The sequence below is a fragment of the Brucella pseudogrignonensis genome, from assembly GCF_032190615.1.
Lineage (GTDB): Bacteria > Pseudomonadota > Alphaproteobacteria > Rhizobiales > Rhizobiaceae > Brucella > Brucella pseudogrignonensis_B.
In genome coordinates, this window is sequence record NZ_JAVLAT010000001.1 from 887090 (window position 1) to 911081 (window position 23992).

The following is a 23992-nucleotide window of genomic DNA, read 5'->3' on the forward strand; positions in this document are numbered from 1 at the left end:
ATCTATTCGTCTTCCATGAAAAGGCCAAACTGCGATTGCTGCGCGGCTTCAGCGGGCGCGGCAAGCCCCAGATGTTGCCATGCAAGATTGGTCAGCACACGTCCACGCGGTGTGCGCTGCAAAAAGCCCTGCTGGATCATATAAGGTTCGATAATGTCTTCAATCGCATCACGCGGTTCTGACAGTCCGGCAGCGATGGTTTCAATACCGACTGGCCCACCACCGAAATTGCGCGCAATCATATCAAGATAACGCCGGTCAAGCTGATCGAACCCGCGGTTGTCCACCTCAAGACGCGACAAAGCCTCGTCGGCAATCTTGCTGTCGATGACATCGGCACCTGCGACCAGCGCGAAATCACGAACGCGGCGCAACAGACGCCCGGCGATACGCGGGGTACCACGTGAACGACGGGCCACTTCCAACGCACCATCCGGCGAAATACCCATCTGCATAATGCGTGCGCCACGGCGCACAATATATTCGAGTTCTTCGACGGTATAGAAATTGAGCCGTGTCGGAATACCAAAACGATCACGCAGCGGCGTCGTCAAAAGCCCCAGACGTGTGGTTGCTGCGACCAGCGTAAATTTCGCGAGATCAATCTTCACCGAACGCGCTGCTGGCCCTTCACCGATAATCAGATCAAGCTGAAAATCTTCCATCGCAGGATAGAGAATTTCCTCGACAGCCGGGCTGAGACGATGAATTTCATCGATAAACAACACATCGCGATCTTCAAGATTTGTCAAAAGCGCTGCTAGATCACCGGCCTTTGCGATAACCGGACCAGAGGTCGAACGGAAATTGACACCAAGCTCCTTGGCCATAATCTGCGCGAGCGTGGTCTTGCCTAGTCCTGGGGGACCGACAAACAGCACGTGATCGAGTGCTTCGCCACGCACCTTTGCAGCTTCAATAAAAACTTTGAGATTGGCGCGGGCAGCAGCCTGCCCGACAAAATCGTCCAGCGTTTGCGGGCGCAATGTCGTGTCGGCGTCTTCACCACGCAAGTCAGCATCGATAAGTGGGTTGCGGTCGCTCATGCCAGTCCTCTCGCATGAACATTCAATTCAGACAAGCCACTCAACGCGACAGTTCCTTCAAACCAAGACGAATGAGCTTGGCCGAATCGGCATCTTCACCCGCTTCTCGGAGTGCTGCGGCAACAGCATTTGCGGCCTGATCACGCGAATAGCCAAGATTGGCGAGAGCTGAGACCGCATCGCTCACCGGAGCCGATGCAGCGCCCGCGCCGATTTCCTGCTTAAGGCCGATTGTGCCGCTGGCTTCCCCCGCAAAGGCCGGAGCCTTGTTCTTCAACTCAGTCACAATGCGTTCGGCAACTTTTTTACCAACGCCCGGCGCCCGCGAAACCATCGCGAGATCACGAAGCGCAATTGCATTTGCAAGTTCAGGCGGCGTCAATGTTCCGAGCACGGCGAGTGCCACCTTGGCACCAACCCCCTGCACGTTCTGCAACAGGCGGAACCATTCGCGTTCAAGCTGTGATCCGAAACCATAAAGGCGGATCATATCCTCGCGCACATATGTCTCAATGAGCAGCACCGCCGCCTCGCCTTCTCCACCCAAATTACCGAGTGTGCGGGAAGAACAGAACACAACATAGCCAACGCCATGCACGTCGATGACGGCATGATCATCAGCAATTTCATCGATCACGCCTTTAAGCTTGCCGATCATTTTATATCTATCCTGCTAATAACGCTTGCATACGACGTGCGCTGACAATGCTCTGACGATGATGCGCATGGCAAATAGCAATGGCAAGCGCATCGGCAGCATCGCTCGTATCGAACGTTGCGCGCGGCATCAAAACCTTCACCATCATATGAATTTGCTGCTTTTCGCCATGCCCCACACCAATCACCGCCTTCTTGACGGCATTCGGCGCATATTCCGCAACCGGCAGCCCAGCCTGTGCGGGCGCCAGAAGTGCAATACCACGCGCCTGACCAAGCTTCAGCGTCGCCGTCGCATCTTTGTTGACGAATGTATGCTCAACGGCTGCTTCATGGGGCATGAATTCATGCAGGACGTTGGACAGTCCATCATGCAACTGGCACAGTCTCGATGCGAGATCCATCTCAGCATTCGAGGTCACAGTGCCGGAGCCGATAAAATGCAGAGAATTTCCAAGCGATTCGACAACACCCCAGCCGGTACGGCGGAGCCCCGGATCAATACCAATGATGCGAATCGTTTCTTTCATAAGTGAACCCTATCCTCAGACAGGTTCACTTGACAGCATAAATGTGAACAAAAGAGAAACATTGCATCCGAAGATGCAATAAGACTGCGTAGATTTTACTTAAGACGCGCCAAAAGCAGTCTTCAGCAGCACAATCTGATCGGAAACCGGATTTCCACGCGGCACACTCTGCAAAGCTACAACTTCACCATAGACGTTGCGATCCATGCGGCGAACACGCGCCTGGAGACGAATCGAGCGCTCAACAAGCTCAGTGAAAGCATAAGGCAACTCATTCCAGCCCGGTGCGACGTCGCCAGCCGAAGGCGTATCAAGACGAACTTTGGCCTTTTCAACTTCAACCTGCTTGCGGGACATTTCACCATTGCGCGCTGCACGCTGCAAAAGAAGCCATGAAGCAACCTGCATGAGACGTGTCGTCAGGCGCATCGATTCGGCCGCATAAAGGGTCGAGGCAACACGCGAGAGATTGCGCGCTTCCTCACGGCCTTCGCCGTCGAGATAGCTGGCTGCTTCCTCAACCATGTCCATGCCTTCACTGTAAATCGGCTTGAACGAATCTGAGAAAACCATGCGCTCAGCGAGGCTGATCATATTGCCCGGAATGTGTACCTGTTCGCTAATCACTGCTCTGCCACCTTACATAAACGCATTTGCGAATATTTTGTTGCCCGCGCACCGTCAAAATGTGCGTGAGATAATAGAATGAGCTGCCGTTCGATCATGGGGAGAGCTGGGACGGAACAGCTTGATCGGGCGAGTCCACGACAAACTGCACCTTCATGCACCGTCGCGCAAGTTTATGTTTAACATTCGGTTAATTTTTAAAATGCTTTTGAATAAACTGTGAAAGTCATTGACGCCAGATTTGCCAGAAAACAGGCGATTCCCTCAAAACCATAAAAAAAAGAGCCGCAAAGGCGGCTCTCAGGAGTTTAACAGGGAGGCGTCAAACAAAGTGGCTTCACCACTCGGTAAGAATCCAGCCGAACTGGATGTAAACCATTAAACGCCGTTAAGATTAATGATTGGTTAATTCTGAGCGCAAGCTGTGGAATAATCCGCAAACAAAAAAGCCGCCCGAAGGCGGCTTTTAATTATATTTGCTGAAGTGCCGGTTTTGGATTGGCTCCAATCGAGGCCTTTGAACCTTCCGCAGCGGGTTTTGCGGCAGGCTTCTTGCCCCAGCCAATGGTTGGGAGCCACTCGAGATAATAAGCCAGCGCGAACTGCATCACCACACCCGTTGCAATAAGCAGCGCGTCGTATGGCAGGCCACCCGGATTAACAAGCTTCATAACCTGCGCAACCATCGCCAACAGCGTACCGGCAATAAACACCGGCAGCGAATGCTTGCCGAGAATTGCGAGCGGATTGTCCGGCGAAGTACGCGCAATGCTGTTGAGCGTTGGAACGACAGCAATCAGATAAGCCATGGCGAGCACATGTAGAAGACGTGGAGCCGACAGAAACGTCTTGTCAAAACCGGTCAGAACTGCGGGCATGCCCATTGAAACATCAATGCCCCAAAGCGGAATGCGAACCCAAGCCAGCGAAAGAACCAGATAACCAACAGCCGCTGCAATCAATGTAGGATTGGTCGGCAGCTTGCCACCACGACGCACATGGATTGTGCCAGCAATACCGATAGCAAATAGGAACTGCCACGATAGTGGGTTGAGGAACCAGACGCCTTCAGTCGGATAATTGACCGGAGCAACATGATAGATACCGGCAAGCAACCACACCATACCTGATACGCCGAGCATCAGCGACAGGCTGATACGCGCGAGCAAAAGCAGCAGTGGTGTGATTAGCAGCACAACCGCATACATCGAGAGAATATTGTTATAACCAAGCTGATGACCAAGCGTAACCAGTCCGAGAAGTGCCTCAACCGGCTGCTTAACCAGTGGGCCAATATTGATCTGCGTCAGAAGCTCACGATGCTTGAGGAAAATCGCGGCGGAGGCAAAAATACCGATTGTCGCGAGCGTCGTCATGATGTGCGCGGTATACAGCACACAGGCACGACGCCACATTTTCAAAGTCAGCATTAGACGATTGCCCGGAGCAAACTTCGACCCATAGGCCAGTGCCACCGCCATGCCTGAAATCAGAACAAAAGCTTCTGCCGAATCCGAAAAGCCGAGATTCTTATGCGTGAAATGCTCGAAAAAGGTTCCGGGCACATGATTGATGAAAATCGTAAGCAGTGCCAGCGCGCGAAACACATCAATGCGTGTGTCGCGGACTTTTGGCACTATTTTCGCCGTTTCATTCGTCATTTCGCCTGCCTGCTGATTGTTTTCATTCTGCGTTAGCGCAGCACTTATTGCCGCCTATATAACGGGTAATTCGGTCAGAACGCGGTTGGTTCCAATCAACTTTCGTTCCAGTGGATAACATTATGCCAACACAGCCGTTTCCCACACCCACAACAAAAGCGTTACAATGCAAAGGGGCTGTTCAAGCAACGCCTCTTACTTTATGCCCGAATTCCATCAACATTTTTCGCTAGGTTTGGTTTATGAACGCGCCAACTGCTAAACAAAACATTGATCGCTGCCGCCTTTTGCTGGTTGGACCACCCATCGCAAATGGGGATGCACTTGCAAAACTGTTGTCGGCAGCCTTGTCGGGTGGCGACGTTGCAAGTGTGATTCTCGACGGAACCGATCTGGATGAAGCCACATTTCAGGCATCAGCCCAGAAGGCCGTTTCCGTCATTCAGGAAAAAGGCGCTGCCGCGATCATCCTAAACGATACGCGCATTGCAGGCCGCGTTGGTGCCGATGGCATCCACATTGAAGGCAAAGCGGCAGAGCTTGCTGAAGCAATCGAAAAGCACACGCCAAAATTCATCGTTGGCACAGGCAATCTGCGTGATCGCCATAGTGCTATGGAAATCGGTGAATTGCAGCCTGATTATGTTTTCTTCGGCAAGATTGGCGCTGACAACAAGCCGGATGCACACCCGCGCAACCTGTCTCTGGCTGAATGGTGGTCTGAGCTGGTTGAAATTCCAAGCATCGCACAGGCCGGTAACACCTTGGAAAGCGTCATCGCTGCCGCGCAAACTGGTGCAGATTTTGTCGCCCTTGGTAGTGCCATATTTGAAGCGGAAAACCCCGCAGAGGCTGTCGCTGAAGCCAACCGGCTTCTTGATGAACACGCCCCTCGTTTTGAAAATTAAATTCGGCAAGGTTTCGTACGCCCCCATGAAGAGCAAAATTCTTCTCACCACAGCTTTGATATTCGCTGCGTCTGTTCCGGCTGTTCATGCTGCCGGAACTGCTGGTGAACCCGCAGGCGTACAAAAGAAACACGACAAGAAAAGCGATAAGCCTGCTGAAAAGCCCAAGATGCTGCCGCAACCAGCATCGACCAGCGCTTTGCCAGCAATTGACCCAAGCCGGTTTGGCGATAAGCCCAGCGATGAAGCCTTTGGTGCCTATCAGCGTGGGCTGTATCTGACCGCATTCAATCTGGCGAAACCAAAAGCTGAGCAAGGCGATCCGGCTTCACAGACACTTGTCGCAGAAATTTACGCGCGCGGTCTGGGTGTCCCTGCCGATCAGAAAAAAGCTGCCGAATGGTATGCCAAAGCTGCCGATAAAGGCGTGCATGAAGCGCAGTTCCGCTACGCCGCCCTGTTGCTTCAAGGCCGCTACGTAAAAAAAGATACAGCGAAGGCCACGGAGTTAATGCAAAAGGCCGCCGAAAGCGGCAATGCCATGGCGCAGTTCAATTATGGCCAGCTGCTCATGATGAAAGCGACGACTGCTTCCGGCATCGATGCTGCTTTCCCTTGGTTTGAGAGAGCTGCTACCGCGCAGCTCGCCGATGCTGAATATGCTTTGAGCCAGATTTACGCCAACGGCACCGACAAAATACCGCATGACGACAAGAAGGCGCGTGAATATCTGCTGCGCGCTGCGCGCAAGGGTTATGACACTGCGCAATACGATCTCGCAAACTGGCTCATTCAGGGTCGTGGTGGTGATCGCAATTACGAGCAGGGCTTTGGTTGGATGCAGATTGCCGCCCAGCGCGGCATGGTGATGGCGCAGGCATGGCTTGCTCGTCTTTATCGCGATGGTATCGGCACGGATGGTGACACAGTCAAATCCGCAGCATGGTATATCGTTGCTCAGCGCGCCGGTTATCGCTCACCAGACCTCAATGACATGATGGATGGTTTAGCTGATGATCAGCTTAAGCAGGCAATCCAGATCGCAAACAATCTCCGCGTTCGATAAAACCAGACAGTTTTTTGATGAGCTGACACGCTGATTTGCGGCTCAGGCTTGCACAAAGCGCTATTTTATGGTCTTGGAGAGCCCGATTATCGTGGTTCGAGTTAAAGATGGACGCAATCCCCGCAAATAAGCGGGAGATTGCCTTTCTGTCGTGATGCGCCGGGCCGCAACAGTTTCACATTTACTCCCGGATTAATCTTATGAAGATCAATGGTAACGAAATCCGCCCAGGCAATGTTATCGAACATGATGGCGGCCTGTGGGCAGCGGTTAAGACCAATGCAGTCAAGCCTGGTAAAGGCGGCGCCTACAATCAGGTTGAACTCAAGAACCTTATCACCGGCACCAAGCTCAACGAACGTTTCCGCGCAGCTGAAACCGTAGAGCGCGTTCGTCTGGAACAGAAGGACTTCTCGTTCCTTTACGAACAGGGCGAAGCGCTGGTTTTCATGGATACCGAAACCTACGAACAGCTTGAGCTGCTGAAGGATTTCGTTGGTGACCGCGCCGCCTTCCTTCAGGACGGCATGATGGTTACCGTTGAACTCTACGAAGAAAAGCCAATCGGCATTCGTCTTCCTGATCAGGTTACACTTGAAATCGTCGAAGCTGATCCGGTCGTCAAAGGCCAGACGGCAGCTTCTTCTTACAAGCCGGCTGTTCTTGAAAACGGCATCCGTATCCTCGTTCCACCATTCATCGAATCGGGTGAACGCGTGATCGTTGATACCAACGAACTGACCTACGTCAGCCGCGCATAATCGAATATTTGAAATCATGCGGCGCCTGCAAATTGGGCGCCGCAGTCCATTCTCTTTGAAGAGAAATGCGACAGTTCTTTCTCAGCTTGCTCAGTTCTGAGTGCCATAGGTTTGATCTCATCAAATCGGCGCTCTGTGATTTATCAACGCGCATCTTTTTCGAAAGCAAGCTCCAAGGCTTCGGAATGCGCTTCTAAAAGGACGATCAGATGGCGCGTTCAGCCCTTCTCAATGTTATGGTTCAGGCCGCTATGAAAGCCGGACGCGGTCTCGCGCGCGACTTCGGCGAAGTGCAGAACCTTCAGGTTTCCCTTAAAGGTCCAGGCGATTATGTCAGCCAGGCCGACCGCAAAGCCGAAAAAGTCATTTACACCGAACTGAGCCGCGCCCGCCCGGATTTTGGCTTCCTGATGGAAGAATCGGGTGAGGTTGAATCGAAAGACGGACAGCATCGCTGGCTGGTCGATCCACTCGACGGCACCACAAACTTCCTGCATGGTATTCCTGTTTTCGCAGTCTCTATCGCTCTTGAGCGTCAGGGACAGATCGTTGCTGGCGTGATTTACAACCCAGCTATGGACGAGCTTTACACCGCTGAACGCGGCGGCGGCGCATTCCTCAATGATCGTCGTCTGCGCGTTGCGGCCCGCAACAAGCTGGTTGATTGCGTTATCGGCACCGGAATCCCGCATCTCGGTCGTCCCGGCCACGGCCAATACCTTGTCGAACTGCGCAATGTCATGGCTGAAACATCGGGCATTCGTCGCATGGGTGCCGTTGCACTTGATCTTGCTTATGTCGCAGCAGGTCGCCTTGATGGCTTCTGGGAAGACGGCATGCATCCTTGGGATCTCGGCGCAGGCATGTTGATGATCCGCGAAGCTGGTGGCTTTGTATCCGACAAAAAGGGTGGCCAAGACATTTTTGGCACCAAGACCATTGTTGCTGGCAATGAAATTATTCAGAAAGCATTGCTTAAAACGGTCAACAAGCCAATCTGATCCGCTTCCTATTTCTATGTTTTACTGCGCTCCGGTATTCCAACCGGGGCGCATTATTTTTTCGCTTTAAGCGATTCCGCTTCGCTAAATTATGCAGTAGGCTCCCCCGCGACAGATTATCCCAACGGATATCCATGGAGCCAAACGCATGAGCGATCTGAGACTTTCACGGGAACGCCTCGACGATGCACGGGACTATGACCCCTACCGCCTGAGCAGCCCGAGAATTGTCATTCTATCCATGGTGATCTTTCTCATCATTGTTGCATTCCTTGCAGCGATTCTGATGCGGCAGATCCATACGTTCTTCGTCACCAATCCCGGCCTGAATGGTCTGATCTTTGGCGTGCTGCTCATCGGCATTCTGCTCGCTTTCGGGCAGGTGCTGCGACTTCTGCCAGAAATCCGCTGGGTCAATTCATTCCGCGATGGTGAGCGCGATGGCACGACACGCCCGCCGGTGCTTCTTGCGCCAATGCGCGCTCTGATCGGTCGCAGGCAATCCATGGCACTGACGACCACTTCAACCCGATCCATTCTCGAATCGATTGCCACCCGCCTTGATGAAAGCCGCGATATTTCACGCTATCTGATTGGCCTTCTGGTGTTCCTCGGCCTACTGGGTACTTTCTGGGGCCTGCTCGAAACAGTTGGCTCTATTGGCCAAACCATCCAGTCACTCGACCCGAGTTCGGGCAGCACAACCGATGTGCTTGATTCGCTCAAAGCCGGATTGCAAGCGCCGCTATCAGGTATGGGAACGGCGTTCTCGTCGTCGCTGTTTGGCCTTTCCGGCTCACTGATTTTGGGCTTCCTCGATTTGCAATCGGGCCGCGCGCAAAATCGATTCTATACCGAGCTTGAAAACTGGTTGTCATCGGTGACCGACCTTGGTTCGGATATCAGCACCGATGAGCATCTCGGCGGCATTCGTAGCCTGGCAGAGCATGTGCAGAACCTGCAAGGTGGCGAGGCTTCCAGCCAGCGCACGACAGCAGCGCTTGCCAATCTTGCGGAAGGCATTCAGGGGCTGGTCAAGAGTATGCGCAGCGAACAGCAGCTGATGCGCGACTGGGCTGAGAAGCAAACGGAAGAGCAACAGGCCATCCGTGAAACACTTGGTCGTCTCAATGACGCCATTGCCTCCAGAGCCCCTGCCGAGCGCGCTCCAGGTCGCCCTAGTGACAGCAAACGGCCGGAGTAAGCAGCATGGCTCTAGGCCGTAACCGCCGCCCGCAACGTCATGTCGATTATTGGCCCGGCTTTGTCGATGCACTGACAACATTGCTGCTGGCCATCATGTTCCTGCTTACAGTCTTTGTGCTGGGTCAGTTTTTATTGAGCCGCGATGTCGATAGCAAAGATACCGCTCTCGCACGCCTCAACAGCCAGATACAGGAACTCACCCAGCTTCTCTCGCTCGAAAAAAGCAACTCTCAGGACATGCAGGACACGATTGCCAATCTGCAAGCATCCTTGTCAGGTGCCGAGAGCGAGCGTTCCCGCTTGCAAGCTCTGCTCAATGAAGGCAGTGGTGCTGGTGCTGCCGCTGAAAAACGCGCCGGGGAACTCAGCCAGAGCCTAGATGCAGAAAAACAGGTGAGCGCACGCGCGCTTTCGCAAGTTGAATTGCTCAACCAGCAGATTTCTGCACTTCGTCGTCAGATTGCGGCACTGGAAGATGCACTCAATGCGTCAGAATCACGCGATCGCGAGTCAAACGCCAAGATCGCCGATCTCGGTCGCCGCCTGAACGTGGCGCTTGCACAGCGCGTGCAAGAATTGAACCGCTATCGCTCCGACTTCTTTGGTCGTCTGCGGGCGATTCTGTCCGACAAAGAAAACATCCGCATCGTCGGAGACCGTTTCGTGTTTCAGTCGGAAGTTCTTTTCCCGACTGGCTCGTCTGATCTCAATCCCGCTGGACTGGAGGAGATGAAGAAGCTTGCCGAGGCGGTCATCGCACTCAATCAGGAAATCCCGGATGACATCAACTGGGTTCTGCGTGTGGATGGACATACTGACAATGTGCCGCTCGCAGGCACTGGTCGCTTCCGCGACAACTGGGAGCTTTCCTCAGCGCGTGCGACAGCTGTCGTCAAAGACCTGATCGCCAACGGTGTTCCGCCCAACCGACTGGTTGCGGCGGGCTTTGGCGAATACCAGCCGCTTGATAATGCAGATACGCCCGATGCCCGCGCCAGAAACCGCCGCATCGAGCTAAAACTGACTGAGAGATAGAAATAAAGGGGCGCTTAGCCCCTTTATTTATTTCCCGAAAACGCCGGAACCAGCTTCAAATTGCAGCTTGGCAAGGCGGGCATAAATGCCACCCTTTTCAACCAGCGTCTGGTGGGTTCCCTCTTCGACAATCTGGCCCTTATCGAGCACCAGAATGCGGTCGGCTTTGAGAACGGTTGCAAGACGATGCGCCACGACCAGCGTCGTGCGATTATCCATCAGGCTATCGAGCGCTTTCTGCACCAGCATTTCGCTTTCGGCGTCAAGCGCCGAAGTCGCTTCATCGAGCAATAAAACGGGTGCCGCCCGCAGAATCGCACGCGCAATCGCGATACGCTGGCGCTGACCGCCTGAGAGCGTTACGCCACGTTCGCCGACTTCCGTGTCATATCCCTTGTCGAGTGCCAGAATAAAATCATGTGCAAGTGCTGCTTTTGCTGCGGCTTCGATTTCCGCATCACTCGCGCCCGGCTTACCAAAGCCGATATTTTCGCGAATGCTGGTGGCAAAGATCACAACGTCTTGCGGCACAACTGCAATGCGCTCACGCACCTTAGCCGGATCGGCATCTGGCAAAGCCACACCATCCATACGCACAGAACCTGTCTGAGGATCATAATAACGCATCACCAGCGAGAAGATCGTGCTTTTACCAGCGCCCGACGGGCCAACAATCGCAACCGTCTCACCGGGCTTTACAGCGAAGCTCACACCATTGAGCGATGGCGCATCGGGACGCGTCGGATAAGAAAAGTGCACATTATCGAAGCTAATGTCGCCCCGCGCTGGTTGCGGAAGAGCAACTGGCTTTAACGGTGCGACAATACCCGGGTTCTCATCGAGAATTTCAGCAAGACGCTCAGCAGCACCAGCGGCCTGAGCAAGTTCACCGCCCACTTCAGAAAGCGCACCAAAGGCGCTGGCCGCAAATACCGCGTAGAGAACAAACTGGCCCAACGTCCCTGCGCTCATTGTGCCCGACAACACATCACGCGAGCCAAACCACAACACCGCAACAACACTGGCAAAGATCAGGAAGATCGCAAAGCCGGTGAGAATAGCACGTGCTTTGATGGATGAACGTGCAGCCTGATAGGCCTTTTCAACAGCGCCCGCAAAACGACCCACCACCATATTTTCATTGGTGAAAGCCTGCAAAGTGCGCATAGCACCAATCTGCTCGCTGGCATAAGCATTCGCATGGGCCAGCATATCCTGCGTCATACGCGAACGTCGGCGCACCGAACGACCAAAGGCAATCAGCGGAATAACAATCAACGGAATAGCAGCAATCACCAGCATGGAAAGCTTGGGGCTGGTGACGACCATCATGATCAGCGCACCAATGCCGAGAATCACATTGCGCAAAGCAACCGATGCCGTAGCCCCGACAACGGACTTGATCTGCGTTGTATCGACAGACAGTCGTGAAACAATCTCGCCGGATTGTGAACGATCAAAGAATTCAGTCGAAAGGCTGGTCACATGCGAAAACACGGCATTGCGCAGATCGGCCACTACGCGCTCACCAAGCGAAATCACAAAGAAATAGCGAAGCCCGGATGCCAGCGCTAACACCAGCGCCAATGCCACCAGCATGACAAAGTAATTATTGACGAAGATCGCATCAGAACCTGAGAATCCATGATCAATCATCCGGCGAACGGCGACAGGTACGGCAAGAGTTGTTACAGCAGCAAGGACCAGCGAAAAAAGCGCGCCAACAACCAGACGCTTATAGCGCGAGAGAAATGGGATCATCCGCTTCAAAGGCTTAAGCGAGCGGCGTTTCCGATCTTCCTGGGTGTTGAAATCAGGATTCATGCGAATTTGACTATCTGTGCTGGCCATTCTTGAGATTGCGCCCTTGTTATTGCCGTGCGCCTGATGTATAGGCTCGCCAACCCTTTTGGAAGCCGTTGCCTTTGGTAACGGGTCTTCATATTGACCATCGGGCGAAAGTGCCGCAGTTTTAAACATTAGAGCTGGGCTTTTCTTCCCAGACTTTCAGGATTGAGAAGATGAAAGCTGATATCCATCCCGACTACCACACCATCAAGGTCGTGATGACCGATGGCACGGAATACACAACCCGTTCCACCTGGGGCAAAGAAGGCGATACGATGAACCTCGATATCGACCCAACCACGCATCCAGCCTGGACCGGTGGTTCGCAGACCCTGCTTGACCGCGGTGGCCGCGTTACCAAGTTCAAAAACCGTTTCGGCAATCTCGGTATCTAATATCGTTATTGATGAACTTACGAAAAACCTCGCTCTGGCGGGGTTTTTTGTTGCCTGCATTTCACGCCAGTGGCTACCGTATAATGCGGCGCTCTAATAAAAAAACTCCCGGACAAGCCGGGAGTTCAAACAGTTAAAACTGAAACCAGAACTTAGGCGCTCAGCTTTTCCATAACTTCGTCACTGACTTCAAAGTTGCTGTAGACGTTCTGAACGTCATCATCATCTTCAAGCACGTTGAGAAGCTTCAGCACAGAACGCGCCTTTTCTTCATCAAGTTCAGTGTTGGTCTGTGGCTTCCAGATCGTCTTGATCGATTCGGCTTCTCCAAGCGCTGCTTCCAGCGCCTTAGATACGTCACCGATATCTTCAAAGGCGCAGAGGATCACATGCTCTTCTTCACCCGACTGAACGTCGTCAGCACCGGCTTCAATCGCTGCTTCCATGACTTTGTCGGCATCACCAACGGAAATCTTATAAACGATTTCGCCAACGCGATCGAACATGAAGGCTGCAGAGCCGGTTTCGCCCAGCGCACCACCAGACTTGGTGAAAGCTGCACGCACATTGGATGCGGTACGGTTGCGGTTATCGGTCAGGGCTTCAACGATGACCATAACGCCACCCGGGCCACGGCCCTCGTAACGCACTTCATCGTAGTTTTCCCCGTCATTGCCTGCAGCTTTTTTAATGGCGCGTTCAATGTTGTCTTTCGGCATCGACTGCGCCTTGGCATTCTGAATTGCCAGACGCAGGCGCGGGTTCATCAACGGGTCAGGCAGACCCTGCTTGGCCGCAACGGTAATTTCGCGTCCGAGCTTTGAAAACATTTTCGACCGCACGGCATCCTGACGGCCTTTGCGGTGCATGATATTCTTAAACTGTGAATGGCCAGCCATGGCACCCCTGTTCGGTTCAAATGAAGCGCACGGAGAAAGCGTCACTTGAGAAGAGGGCAGGCCACAGCTCGGGCCAGCGTGCTTTCCGTGCAGAATGGGCGCGTTATAAGGAATTGAGGCTCATTCGTCCAGCAAAAGCGCCAAATTACAAATTCCTCTGTCAATTATGCGATTAGCTGTCGACGCCCGGACCCAAACAGCTTTATCTATAAAGCCATGAAACAGCATTCCAGCAATACCTCCAGCGAAACAATTGCTACCCGCATCAGCCGCATTCTGGCTGACCGCATTATTGCGGGTGAGATCGAGCCCGGCGTGAAGTTGCGGCAGGATCATATTGCTGAAGAATTTGAAACGAGCCATGTCCCTGTCCGCGAAGCGTTTCGACGACTGGAAGCGCAAGGGCTGGCAATTTCAGAGCCAAGGCGCGGTGTTCGGGTTGCTTCTTTCGACATCAAAGAAATTCGTGAAGTCGCCGAAATGCGTGCAGCTCTTGAAGTGCTGGCATTGCGCCATGCGGCGGCGCACATCACACGCGCCACGCTTGATGCAGCAGAGCAGGCAACCGTCGAAGGTGATAAATCACGCGACGTCAGAAGCTGGGAAGAAGCAAATCGCCGTTTTCATCGGCTGATTCTCGAACCCTGCAACATGCCGCGTCTTCTGGCGACAATCGACGATCTGCATGCAGCCAGTGCGCGCTTTCTGTTCGCCACATGGCGATCGGAGTGGGAAACCCGCACCGATCATGACCACCGGGCTATTTTAACTGCGCTTCGTCAAAATGACATTGAAGCAGCAACGACCATTCTGGCCCGCCATGTTCAATGGATCGGCCATCGCCCGATCAAAACGGCGTCGGGCAAAACCCGCGATTCTTTCGCTATCGTCGGCTAGAAGCCAGCTTCAACAAACAGATTTTTACTGCCCCGTGACCTGCCGCTGACGCAGATCGCGAACAGGTTTTATCGTACTAATTTTAAATAATTCCTAAATTTTATATATTTTATCTATTTCTCACTTGCCAAGAAGCGTCAATCCAGAGATTTTAAATAGATTGAGTCGCAATTTTATCTATAATTTGAGGAAGCTATGACCGACATCACCCAGAAGAGTATATCTTTCAGCCCGCTTGATCTTGAGTCCCGCTCGCCTGCCCTGCGCATTGCAGCCGTCGCGTTTGGCACATTGGTACTGGCAATCTCATCGCAGATCGTCGTTCCAATGATCCCCGTTCCCATCACACTTCAGACGCTGATCGTGCCATTGATTGGCGCGCTTTATGGCTGGCGCCTGGGTGCTGTCACAGTGCTAGCATGGCTTGGTCAGGCGATGATTGGTCTTCCCGTTCTGGCAGGCGGTGCGGGTGGCATCCACCACTTCGTAGGCGCAACGGCTGGCTATCTCGCAGCCTTCCCCATTATCGCAGCGCTGACCGGCTATCTCGCTGAGCGCGGCTGGAATAAGAGCATTGTTCTGAGCTTCACGTCTTTTCTTGCTGCCAACGCAATCTGTTTGGCGCTTGGCGCCCTATGGCTTTCGGGCGCTATTGGCATTGAAAAGGCCGTTGCCTTCGGTGTCACGCCATTCATCGTCGGTGCCGTGATCAAATCCGCACTCGGCGCTGCAATCCTTAAAGCAGCAAACCGATAAGCAAAAAATGACGGTACGCCTGAGCGGCCATCATCTTCTCTGCATGCTGACTTATATCGGCAAAGGCTACAGCCCGGCATTCGTGGACAATTATGACACGATTGCCAGGCGCTTGTCTGGTGGAGAAGACATCGAGATCATTGATGGGCCGGACGATATTTGCCAACCGCTGCTTTGTACCGGCGATTGCCACTGCTTCAATGAGAATGTTGTGGTGCGCGACCGACTGGCGCTTAACGCCGTCTCAGACTTACTTGAAACGACAATTGCCGCAGGCTCTGATTTCGAGCTTGATGCGGCTCGACTTGCATTGATGCGCACTGCCTTTGCAGCAGGAATCATCCGCAAAGCCTGTCGGTCTTGCGAATGGTCAGATCTCTGCACCCGCATCGCCGTCAAGGACGATTATGCGGGCGTTCAAATCAGATTGTAGCTCGGAACTATTTCCAGAATTCTGGAATATGCTCTTCCAGTCGCGCGCCAATACGCAACGGTGCAATTTTTTCAGCAAGTCCCGTGCGATCAGAAATCTCGATTCCTACGCCGCAAACCGTCGCAGGACCGCTGGCAGCCTCAAAACGACCTTTCGGTACTTTCGACAGGAACCGATTAAGCGGCTCTTCCTTTTCCATGCCCAGCGACGAATCATAATCGCCGCACATGCCAGCATCCGACATATAGGCCGTGCCGTTGCGCAGAATTTGATAATCTGCCGTCGGTACATGGGTGTGCGTTCCAACCACGGCACTGGCGCGACCATCGACAAAATGGCCGAAGCATTGCTTTTCACTGGTGGCTTCTGCGTGAAAATCGAAGAATACGGCATCGGCTTGCTCACCGAGCGGACAGGCTTCGAGAATTTTCTCGGCTGCAATGAACGGGTCGTTGAGGTCGGGATGCATGAAAACGCGGCCCATCACATTGGAGACCAGCACGCGCGCACCGTTTTTGGCGATGTAAAGCCCTTCGCCTTTGCCCGCCGTTCCTTTCGGAAAATTTGCAGGACGCAGAAAACGGTCTTCACGCTTGGAAAAATCAAGCGCCTCGCGCTGATCCCAAACGTGATTGCCCGTCGTTACAACGTCGGCACCCGCGCGGATTGTGTCGTGAAAAATCTCTTCGGTAATACCGAAGCCGCCAGCGGCGTTTTCACCGTTGACGATCACGAAGTCCAGCTTCAGATCGGAAATAAGCCCCGGCAGCTTGTCATAGACCGCCGTGCGCCCCGACCGGCCCACCATATCACCAAGAAAAAGTAATCTCATAAATCCGTCTTTATCAGCCCTGATCGAAGGAGCGCAAGCCAGTCTCGGTCAGTATCTGGTGAAGAGCGATATCGTGCGGCTCATTGGGCACATGTGGCACTTCCTGACATTCAAATGCCATGCCGATCAGGAGCGGCTCGAGACCGCGCTTGGTAAAACGCGACAGTGCCCGATCATAGTGCCCTGCCCCATAACCAAGCCTGTGACCACGCTTGTCAAAGCCGGCAAGCGGCATCAACAAAATGGCAGGATCAACCAGCGGGGCATTTTTATCTGGTCCCATCGTACCAAAGCCCGTCTGCACGAGTTCCGCATCCGGCAAAAACTCGCGGAAAGCAATTGTCTCCTTATCCACAACCACTGGCAGACAGAGCCGCACACCCTTATCACGCAGAAAAGACAATAGCGGGCGTGGATCAATCTCCGACCGGATCGGCCAATACCCGGCGATCATTGTTCCCTTGGGAATATGAAGAGCATCTTCTGCCTTTTTAGCCGCCGACAAAGACGCCTCGTAACGAAATCGCGGATCAAGCGCATCGCGACGCGAAAGCACTGCTCGCCTTAACTCCTGCTTATCGCCACCTTGCGGCTGTCCATTGTCATTCATAAAACGCCTCCACCAATTGCTGATAGTGGACCCGGAATGGCGGCATCAGTCAAGCAGCAGCTGCAATCCGTTGCGAACGATCACGAATGACTTTCAGCACAACACCGTGAAAATCATTCAGGAAAACCTTGCCCCAAAAATCACAATAGAAATTGATCGGCGTGGCAATCCGGTAGCGCGTGGTCAGTGTCAGGCGCGTGTGACCATTCGGAAGTGTTTCAAGCTGATAATCGCCATTGGTAAGCTTGAGATAGGAACTATCCACATCGATATGCGCTTCAACGGCTGCAGGGATCGATTCCGGTCCAAAATTGAAATCCCATGCAAGAAGACGATTTTCTTCCCACTGCGTTATGATTTCCTGAAATTTTACACCGCGTGTCCACTCAAGCTGGCGTACAGCGCCGACACCCTCGCCCTCAAGCCGTGCATCAACAGGCTGCGGAACACCGACAATTCCGTGACTGAATGTCCATGACAGTTCATCCGCGCGAACGTTGCGGATTTCAGCCGTCTGCTGCCACACAATGTCAGGTGAAGCTGCAATATCGATGACGGTGGTAACCGCCCCCTCATGGGGCTCATATTTCAGCAACGGTTCCAAAGGGTACACCATCAAAGGAAGTGCAATCACCAGCATTGTCGAACGCGGTGAACGGAAGCGCCGAATAAGGGAAAGCGTCACCCATGATCCAATCGCCGAAAAAACTGCGAAGAATGGCGCAGCCATAATCACGCAAATCCCGCCCTCGCGAAAGAAGACCATGCTGATCACGACAAGGCCGCCAATTATCATCCAGGCCATTTTTACGTGATTCCAAAGGGCTTTTTGCGCACGCGGGTCGCTGATGCTGGATGCAAGGCTTGCAATCCCCATCGGCAACAGCATAAGGCCACCGAAAAAGGGCATCATATCGGAAATCGGCGTCAGCCAGATCAGCATATAGAGCAACAGCCCGTAGACCATCGCAATCGGAACAGCGACGCGCAGACGTTCAGACAATAGAGGTAAATCAGGGGGAGTATATGTCATCAGTAAACGCACATATCTTTGAAGAGATAAGGCGTTTTAGACCATATTCGTCTAAATTAACAAACCGCTTGGCTCAAAAAAAGCGGTAAGCGAGAGAAAGTGGCGACCACGACGACCGATGGTAGTGTTTGATCCCGGGAACCTACAACGTAGGTGGGCGCCATATGCGAAAGCCCACAGGCCTTCACAGGGACAGCTCCCTTAGAGATCAATAAGGCCCCGGGGATGCTGTTACACCTGTCGGGAAGCGCAGTACGCCGACAACATATATAGGCGCAGTCACACATAAGCGCCAGAGCAATCAAGGCAGATACAGAAAACTTTTAGGAAAATTAAGTCGAGCTACGACGCGGTGAGATACGCGCTGCTACCTGCTCAAGACGCGCTGCAACATCTGCGAGCATTCCGGTGACGGCAGCGTCATTTCTATCTGCATTTGTCAGCGCTTCATCATGTGAGTGACGCAGATTTTCAACCTCTTTTTCGAGCGCTTTCACACGCTTCTGCGTCTCAGCAAGCTCGTCCATCACCATAATGCCAGACATAACAGTAAGACGCAGATCACCAATTTCACCAAAAGAGGATTTCAAATGAGTGACATACTGGTCGAAACGATCCGCAAGGCCAGAGAGGTGCTCTTCTTGCCCTTCGTCACACGCCATCCGATAAGCTTTGCCATCAATGGTAACAGTTACAGTCGCCATGCTTGTGTCCTTTATCGATCCAGAACGGCGCGGATGGTTTCCATAGCGGTCACAAGACGACGTGACACTTCACGGTTCGCAGCTTCAAGCCGCTCTGCGCGTGCCTCAGATTGATCAAGTTCCTGAGCAAGTTTGCTACGGTCAGCGTTCATACGCTGCACCTCTTCCTCGGCTTCGGCGAAGTCGCCTTCCTTGTCCAGCCGCAGATCAACTGCTTGTTCAAGCGTGTTGAGTGCTTTGTCCAGCCGTTCGAGGACTTGCCTGAGGGTCGTATCGGGTGCCATCCATATCCTTTCCAATGCCAGATCACAGACCCAGATTACAGACTTCGAATCGCGCCTGCCGGACGGGCATCTTTAAAAAGACTGTAATAATCGTGAGCCCGATAAGCAACAAATGAGGGGGCTTTGATCCCGTTCATGCACCGTTATCAGCGCAAAAAAGGCTTTTCAGTGTTAGTCGCCCCAGCAATTGCCCGCATTTCGGACTGAATCGCGGAGTGTTTATCGTCGAAAAGCTATCGTTTTGTTGACTCCTCGGTCGCAGGTGCTATGTGTCCCAAAGCCTTTTGCAGCGCGAGCATCTGACGCATTTAATCGGTTTAAATTGATTAAATCGTTTAGTATAAGAAGTTCGTGCTTCAGTCCCGAGGCATCGCCGCAACCCCGTTCAAACCACTCTGGAAAGACGGCTGAGACCATGACGAATTCCGATAAACAAAATCAGTTGGCCAATGCAATCCGCTTCCTCTCGATTGATGCGGTTGAAAAAGCCAACTCCGGCCATCCCGGACTGCCTATGGGTGCAGCCGATATTGCGACCACGCTCTACACGCGTTTTCTGTCGCATGACCCACAGAACCCACATTGGCCAGATCGCGACCGCTTCGTGCTTTCCGCAGGTCACGGCTCGATGCTTCTTTATTCGCTGCTCTTCCTTTCGGGCTACGAAGACATCTCGATTGAGGAAATCAAGAATTTCCGCCAGCTCGGTGCACGTACTGCTGGTCACCCGGAATACGGCCATGCCGCTGGTATCGAAACCACAACGGGTCCACTTGGACAGGGCATTGCCAATGCTGTTGGCATGGCGCTTTCCGAACGCGTTCTAAACGCACAGTTCGGCGACAGCCTCGTTGACCACTACACCTATGCGATCGTGGGTGATGGCTGCCTTATGGAAGGCATCAGCCAGGAAGCTCTTTCGCTTGCTGGTCATCTGAAGCTCAATAAGCTGATCGTTCTTTGGGACGACAACAACATCTCCATCGACGGCCCAATCTCGCTGTCCGACAACACCGATCAGCCTGCACGTTTCGCCGCTTCCGGCTGGAACACGTTGGCCGTTGACGGCCATGATCAAGATGCGATTGCAAAGGCAATCGAACTGGCCAAGGTTTCGGACAAGCCAACCTTCATCGCCTGCAAGACCACGATTGGTTTTGGTTCGCCAAATAAGGCTGGCACCAACAAGGTTCACGGTTCGCCACTCGGTGCAGAAGAAATTGCTGCAACACGCAAGGCACTCGGCTGGGCTTCTGAGCCTTTCGTTGTTCCTGCTGAAGTTCTCGACGCATGGCGCGTTGCTGGCCTCAATGCAGCGAAGAAGCGTCTGGAATGGGAAAAGCGTCTTGCTGCGGCTGACGCAGAAACCCGCGCTGAATTTGAACGTCGTATGCGTGGAGATCTGCCTGCAAACTTCGATGACGCGATCAACGAATACAAGAAGAAGCTTTCCGCTGAAAAGCCAAAGGTGGCGACCCGCAAGTCGTCCGAAATGGCTCTGGAAGTGATCAACGGCGTTGTGCCTGAAACGCTCGGCGGCTCTGCCGACCTGACCGGCTCCAACAACACCAAGACCAGCCAGACCAAGGCTGTTACGCCGGAAAACTACGGTGGTCGCTACATCCACTACGGTATCCGCGAACACGGCATGGCTGCTGCCATGAACGGTATCACACTGCATGGCGGTCTGATCCCTTACTCGGGCACTTTCATGTGCTTCTCGGATTATTGCCGTCCGGCCATGCGTCTGTCGTCGCTGATGGGCATCCGCGTTGTTTACGTCATGACCCATGATTCGATCGGTCTTGGCGAAGACGGTCCGACCCACCAGCCGGTTGAGCATCTTGCAGCTCTGCGCGCCATTCCGAACCACAATGTCTTCCGTCCGGCTGACGCTGTGGAAGTTGCAGAATGCTGGCAGCTTGCACTGCATTCGAAGGGCACGCCTTCGACGCTCGCTTTGACCCGCCAGAACCTGCCTGTCGTTCGTACCGAACATCGCGAAGAAAACCTCTCCGCATTCGGCGCTTACGAACTGGCCGCTGCACAGGGCGATGCGAAAGTTTCGATCTTTGCAACTGGTTCCGAAGTTGAAATCGCGCTCAAAGCGCGTGACCTTCTCGAAGCCAAGGGCATTGCAACCCGCGTTGTTTCGGTTCCATGCTTTGAGCTGTTTGAAGAACAAAGCGATGCTTACAAGCAGGCAACGCTTGGCGATGCTTCCGTTAATGTCGCAATCGAAGCTGGTATTTCGATGGGCTGGGAACGCTTCATCGGCGAAAACGGCGTCTTCATCGGCATGAAGGGCTTCGGCGCTTCGGGCGAGATCAACGATCTCTACAAGCATTTCGGCATCACAGCAGAACATGCTGCTGAAGCTGCGGAAAAGAAGCTCAACGCCGCATAATGATCAAACGCCGGCGCTAAACACGCCGGCGTTTACCTTTCCAGTTGGGGCTTACCGCCTTAGCTGTTTTATCAAGCCACTGCATATGCAGAACCCTTTTGGGAGAATGAGAGAAAATGGCAGTTCGCGTCGCAATCAACGGTTTTGGCCGCATCGGCCGCAATGTCCTTCGCGCTATCGTCGAATCGGGCCGCACCGACATTCAGGTCGTTGCAATCAACGATCTCGGCCCTGTAGAAACAAACGCGCACCTTCTGCGCTATGACAGCGTTCATGGTCGTTTTCCAAAGGAAGTAAAAGTCGCTGGTGACACCATCGACGTTGGCTACGGCCCGATCAAGGTTCACGCTGTTCGCAACCCGGCTGAACTGCCGTGGAAAGAAGAAAACGTCGACATCGCTCTGGAATGCACCGGCATTTTCACTGCACGCGACAAGGCTGCCCTTCATCTTGAAGCTGGCGCAAAGCGCGTTATCGTTTCGGCTCCTGCCGATGGCGCTGATCTGACTGTCGTTTTCGGTGTGAACCACGACAAGCTGACGAAGGACCATCAGGTCATTTCCAACGCTTCATGCACCACCAACTGCCTAGCGCCAGTGGCACAGGTTCTTAACGATGCAATCGGCATCGAAAAGGGCTTCATGACCACGATCCACTCCTACACGGGCGACCAGCCAACGCTGGACACCATGCACAAGGATCTCTACCGCGCACGTGCAGCAGCTCTTTCGATGATCCCAACTTCGACGGGCGCTGCTAAGGCCGTTGGTCTGGTTCTGCCAGAACTGAAGGGCAAGCTCGACGGCGTTGCAATCCGCGTTCCAACCCCGAATGTTTCGGTCGTTGACCTGACTTTCGTTGCCAAGCGCACCACCACTGTTGAAGAAATCAACAATGCGATCCGTGAAGCTGCCAATGGCCGCCTCAAGGGCATCCTCGGTTACACCGATGAGCCGCTGGTATCGCACGACTTCAACCATGATTCGCATTCGTCGGTATTCCACACCGACCAGACCAAGGTCATGGACGGCACCATGGTGCGCATCCTGTCGTGGTACGACAATGAATGGGGCTTCTCGAACCGCATGAGCGACACCGCTGTCGCTATGGGCAAGCTGATCTAATAACTGACAACGCCCCTTCAATCACGAAGGGGCGTTTTCAATTACATATTCAAAACCGAGAGAAGAAAAATGGCTTTCCGCACCCTTGATGATGTCGACGTCAAATCAAAGCGCGTTCTGGTTCGCGTGGACCTCAACGTACCAATGGCAAACGGCGAGGTAACTGACCTCACCCGTATCGAACGTATTGTTCCAACCATTGCGGAGCTCTCGAAGAAGGGTGCAAAGGTTATCCTGCTCGCCCATTTCGGTCGCCCAAAGGGTGTGGCCTCTGATGAAAATTCACTGAAGCATGTCGTAAAGCCGCTTGCGAAAGTGCTCGGACACGGTGTCCACTTTGCGGAAGACAGCATTGGCGACAAAGCCAAGACTGCTGTTGATGCACTGAAAGACGGTGATGTTCTTCTTCTCGAAAACACCCGCTTCCACAAAGGCGAAGAAAAGAACGATCCGGAATTTGTGGCAGCACTTGCTGCAAACGGCGACATCTTCGTCAACGATGCTTTCTCGGCTGCACACCGCGCGCACGCTTCGACCGAAGGTCTGGCCCATGTGCTGCCAGCCTATGCGGGCCGCGGTATGCAGGCTGAACTCGAAGCGCTTGAAAAGGGCCTCGGCCAGCCGGTGCGTCCGGTTGTTGCAATTGTTGGCGGCGCCAAGGTTTCGACAAAGCTCGACCTGCTATCAAACCTTATTGAAAAGGTTGATGCGCTGGTGATCGGCGGCGGCATGGCAAACACTTTCCTCGCAGCACAGGGCCACGATGTTGGAAAATCGCTGTGCGAACATGATCTTGCGCAAACCGCACGCGAAATCATGGCCAAAGCTGAAAAGACCAAATGCGCCATCATCCTGCCTGTTGATGCTGTTGTGGGCTGGCACTTTGCTGCCGACACACCAAACCAGACCTACGGCGTTGATGGCGTACCACACGACGGCATGATCCTCGATGCTGGCAACCTTTCAACCGACCTGATCGCTTCGGCCATTGATGATGCGGCAACGCTCATCTGGAACGGCCCACTCGGTGCTTTTGAACTGCGTCCGTTCGATGCAGCAACCGTAAAGACTGCAAAGCATGTTGCAGCCCGCACCAAAGCTGGCAAGCTGGTTTCAGTCGGCGGCGGCGGCGATACGGTTGCAGCGCTTAATCATGCAGGCGTTGCCGACGACTTCAGCTATATCTCGACTGCTGGCGGTGCATTCCTTGAATGGATGGAAGGCAAGCCTCTTCCCGGCGTTGATGTGCTGAAGAAATAAGAAAACAAAAAG

General features: G+C 53.5%; 25 protein-coding genes and 1 other RNA gene. 13 read left to right on the forward strand and 13 right to left on the reverse strand.

Annotation, left to right across the window (positions count from 1 at the left end; all coding sequences use genetic code 11):
* Positions 1-2: 2 nt before the first annotated feature.
* The 5 genes from ruvB to RI570_RS04365 form a co-directional block, all read right to left on the reverse strand.
* Entirely contained in the window at positions 3-1046 is a 1044-nt protein-coding gene (gene ruvB / locus RI570_RS04345; protein WP_313827162.1) for a Holliday junction branch migration DNA helicase RuvB, read from the reverse strand.
* Positions 1047-1086: 40 nt separating this feature from the next.
* On the reverse strand, positions 1087-1704 hold the full coding sequence (gene ruvA / locus RI570_RS04350) for a Holliday junction branch migration protein RuvA (RefSeq protein WP_313827163.1): 618 nt from the start codon (positions 1702-1704) through the stop codon (positions 1087-1089).
* 7 nt (positions 1705-1711) lie between these two features.
* Positions 1712-2233: a crossover junction endodeoxyribonuclease RuvC gene (gene ruvC / locus RI570_RS04355; protein WP_313827164.1), complete on the reverse strand. Its 522-nt coding sequence runs from the start codon at positions 2231-2233 to the stop codon at positions 1712-1714.
* Between the two features lie 99 nt (positions 2234-2332).
* Positions 2333-2839, reverse strand: coding sequence for a DUF1465 family protein (locus RI570_RS04360; protein ID WP_313828544.1), 507 nt, complete (start codon positions 2837-2839; stop codon positions 2333-2335).
* Between the two features lie 491 nt (positions 2840-3330).
* Positions 3331-4521: an OpgC family protein gene (locus tag RI570_RS04365; protein WP_313827165.1), complete on the reverse strand. Its 1191-nt coding sequence runs from the start codon at positions 4519-4521 to the stop codon at positions 3331-3333.
* Positions 4522-4763: 242 nt separating this feature from the next.
* Here RI570_RS04365 and RI570_RS04370 point away from each other — a divergent pair, with 242 nt between their 5' ends.
* The 6 genes from RI570_RS04370 to RI570_RS04395 all read left to right on the forward strand — a co-directional run bounded on the left by RI570_RS04370 (position 4764) and on the right by RI570_RS04395 (position 10498).
* Positions 4764-5429, forward strand: coding sequence for a thiamine phosphate synthase (locus tag RI570_RS04370; RefSeq protein ID WP_313827166.1), 666 nt, complete (start codon positions 4764-4766; stop codon positions 5427-5429).
* A 25-nt stretch (positions 5430-5454) separates the two neighbouring features.
* A complete protein-coding gene (locus RI570_RS04375; RefSeq protein WP_313827167.1) occupies positions 5455-6495 on the forward strand; it encodes a tetratricopeptide repeat protein in 1041 nt (346 codons plus the stop codon).
* A gap of 200 nt (positions 6496-6695) precedes the next feature.
* Complete coding sequence (gene efp / locus RI570_RS04380) at positions 6696-7256, forward strand: elongation factor P (RefSeq protein WP_313827168.1); 561 nt, start codon at positions 6696-6698, stop codon at positions 7254-7256.
* Between the two features lie 209 nt (positions 7257-7465).
* Positions 7466-8257, forward strand: coding sequence for an inositol monophosphatase family protein (locus RI570_RS04385; protein WP_310015282.1), 792 nt, complete (start codon positions 7466-7468; stop codon positions 8255-8257).
* 148 nt (positions 8258-8405) lie between these two features.
* The gene (locus RI570_RS04390) at positions 8406-9461 is read left to right on the forward strand and encodes a flagellar motor protein MotA (RefSeq protein ID WP_313827169.1); all 1056 of its coding nucleotides are present in this window, start codon (positions 8406-8408) and stop codon (positions 9459-9461) included.
* Between the two features lie 5 nt (positions 9462-9466).
* Entirely contained in the window at positions 9467-10498 is a 1032-nt protein-coding gene (locus RI570_RS04395) for a peptidoglycan -binding protein (protein WP_313827170.1), read from the forward strand.
* Positions 10499-10525: 27 nt separating this feature from the next.
* Here RI570_RS04395 and RI570_RS04400 read toward each other — a convergent pair whose 3' ends face one another.
* A complete protein-coding gene (locus RI570_RS04400; RefSeq protein WP_409558645.1) occupies positions 10526-12322 on the reverse strand; it encodes an ABC transporter transmembrane domain-containing protein in 1797 nt (598 codons plus the stop codon).
* A 197-nt stretch (positions 12323-12519) separates the two neighbouring features.
* On the opposite strand from RI570_RS04400, the gene rpmE reads away from it, so the two are divergent.
* The gene (gene rpmE / locus RI570_RS04405; protein ID WP_187544024.1) at positions 12520-12741 is read left to right on the forward strand and encodes a 50S ribosomal protein L31; all 222 of its coding nucleotides are present in this window, start codon (positions 12520-12522) and stop codon (positions 12739-12741) included.
* A gap of 152 nt (positions 12742-12893) precedes the next feature.
* Here rpmE and RI570_RS04410 read toward each other — a convergent pair whose 3' ends face one another.
* The gene (locus tag RI570_RS04410; RefSeq protein WP_313827172.1) at positions 12894-13640 is read right to left on the reverse strand and encodes a YebC/PmpR family DNA-binding transcriptional regulator; all 747 of its coding nucleotides are present in this window, start codon (positions 13638-13640) and stop codon (positions 12894-12896) included.
* Positions 13641-13856: 216 nt separating this feature from the next.
* Here RI570_RS04410 and RI570_RS04415 point away from each other — a divergent pair, with 216 nt between their 5' ends.
* The 3 genes from RI570_RS04415 (at position 13857) to RI570_RS04425 (ending at position 15726) form a co-directional block, all read left to right on the forward strand.
* Complete coding sequence (locus RI570_RS04415) at positions 13857-14537, forward strand: GntR family transcriptional regulator (protein WP_313827173.1); 681 nt, start codon at positions 13857-13859, stop codon at positions 14535-14537.
* A gap of 195 nt (positions 14538-14732) precedes the next feature.
* On the forward strand, positions 14733-15293 hold the full coding sequence (locus tag RI570_RS04420) for a biotin transporter BioY (protein WP_313827174.1): 561 nt from the start codon (positions 14733-14735) through the stop codon (positions 15291-15293).
* A gap of 7 nt (positions 15294-15300) precedes the next feature.
* Complete coding sequence (locus RI570_RS04425; protein ID WP_313827175.1) at positions 15301-15726, forward strand: DUF1284 domain-containing protein; 426 nt, start codon at positions 15301-15303, stop codon at positions 15724-15726.
* Between the two features lie 7 nt (positions 15727-15733).
* Here the strand turns inward: RI570_RS04425 and RI570_RS04430 are convergent, their stop codons facing one another.
* From RI570_RS04430 to RI570_RS04455, 6 genes are all read right to left on the reverse strand, one after another.
* Positions 15734-16558 (reverse strand): TIGR00282 family metallophosphoesterase, encoded by an 825-nt coding sequence (locus tag RI570_RS04430; RefSeq protein ID WP_313827176.1) that lies wholly within the window; start codon positions 16556-16558, stop codon positions 15734-15736.
* Positions 16559-16571: 13 nt separating this feature from the next.
* Positions 16572-17168 carry a 5-formyltetrahydrofolate cyclo-ligase gene (locus RI570_RS04435; protein WP_313827177.1) on the reverse strand — a complete coding sequence of 199 codons (597 nt, stop codon included), beginning with the start codon at positions 17166-17168 and terminating at the stop codon, positions 16572-16574.
* 49 nt (positions 17169-17217) lie between these two features.
* Positions 17218-18201, reverse strand: a complete 984-nt coding sequence (locus RI570_RS04440) for an SRPBCC family protein (protein ID WP_313827178.1) — start codon at positions 18199-18201, stop codon at positions 17218-17220.
* A gap of 100 nt (positions 18202-18301) precedes the next feature.
* Positions 18302-18460: non-coding RNA, 6S RNA (ssrS, locus tag RI570_RS04445), on the reverse strand.
* A gap of 73 nt (positions 18461-18533) precedes the next feature.
* Complete coding sequence (locus RI570_RS04450) at positions 18534-18905, reverse strand: cell division protein ZapA (RefSeq protein WP_313827179.1); 372 nt, start codon at positions 18903-18905, stop codon at positions 18534-18536.
* Positions 18906-18916: 11 nt separating this feature from the next.
* Positions 18917-19189, reverse strand: coding sequence for a DUF4164 domain-containing protein (locus tag RI570_RS04455; protein WP_250041133.1), 273 nt, complete (start codon positions 19187-19189; stop codon positions 18917-18919).
* Between the two features lie 415 nt (positions 19190-19604).
* Between RI570_RS04455 and tkt the strand changes: the two genes are divergently transcribed.
* From tkt to RI570_RS04470, 3 genes are all read left to right on the forward strand, one after another.
* Positions 19605-21596 carry a transketolase gene (gene tkt, locus RI570_RS04460; protein ID WP_313827180.1) on the forward strand — a complete coding sequence of 664 codons (1992 nt, stop codon included), beginning with the start codon at positions 19605-19607 and terminating at the stop codon, positions 21594-21596.
* 116 nt (positions 21597-21712) lie between these two features.
* On the forward strand, positions 21713-22720 hold the full coding sequence (gene gap / locus RI570_RS04465; RefSeq protein WP_313827182.1) for a type I glyceraldehyde-3-phosphate dehydrogenase: 1008 nt from the start codon (positions 21713-21715) through the stop codon (positions 22718-22720).
* A gap of 69 nt (positions 22721-22789) precedes the next feature.
* A complete protein-coding gene (locus RI570_RS04470; RefSeq protein WP_313827183.1) occupies positions 22790-23980 on the forward strand; it encodes a phosphoglycerate kinase in 1191 nt (396 codons plus the stop codon).
* Positions 23981-23992: the final 12 nt, after the last annotated feature.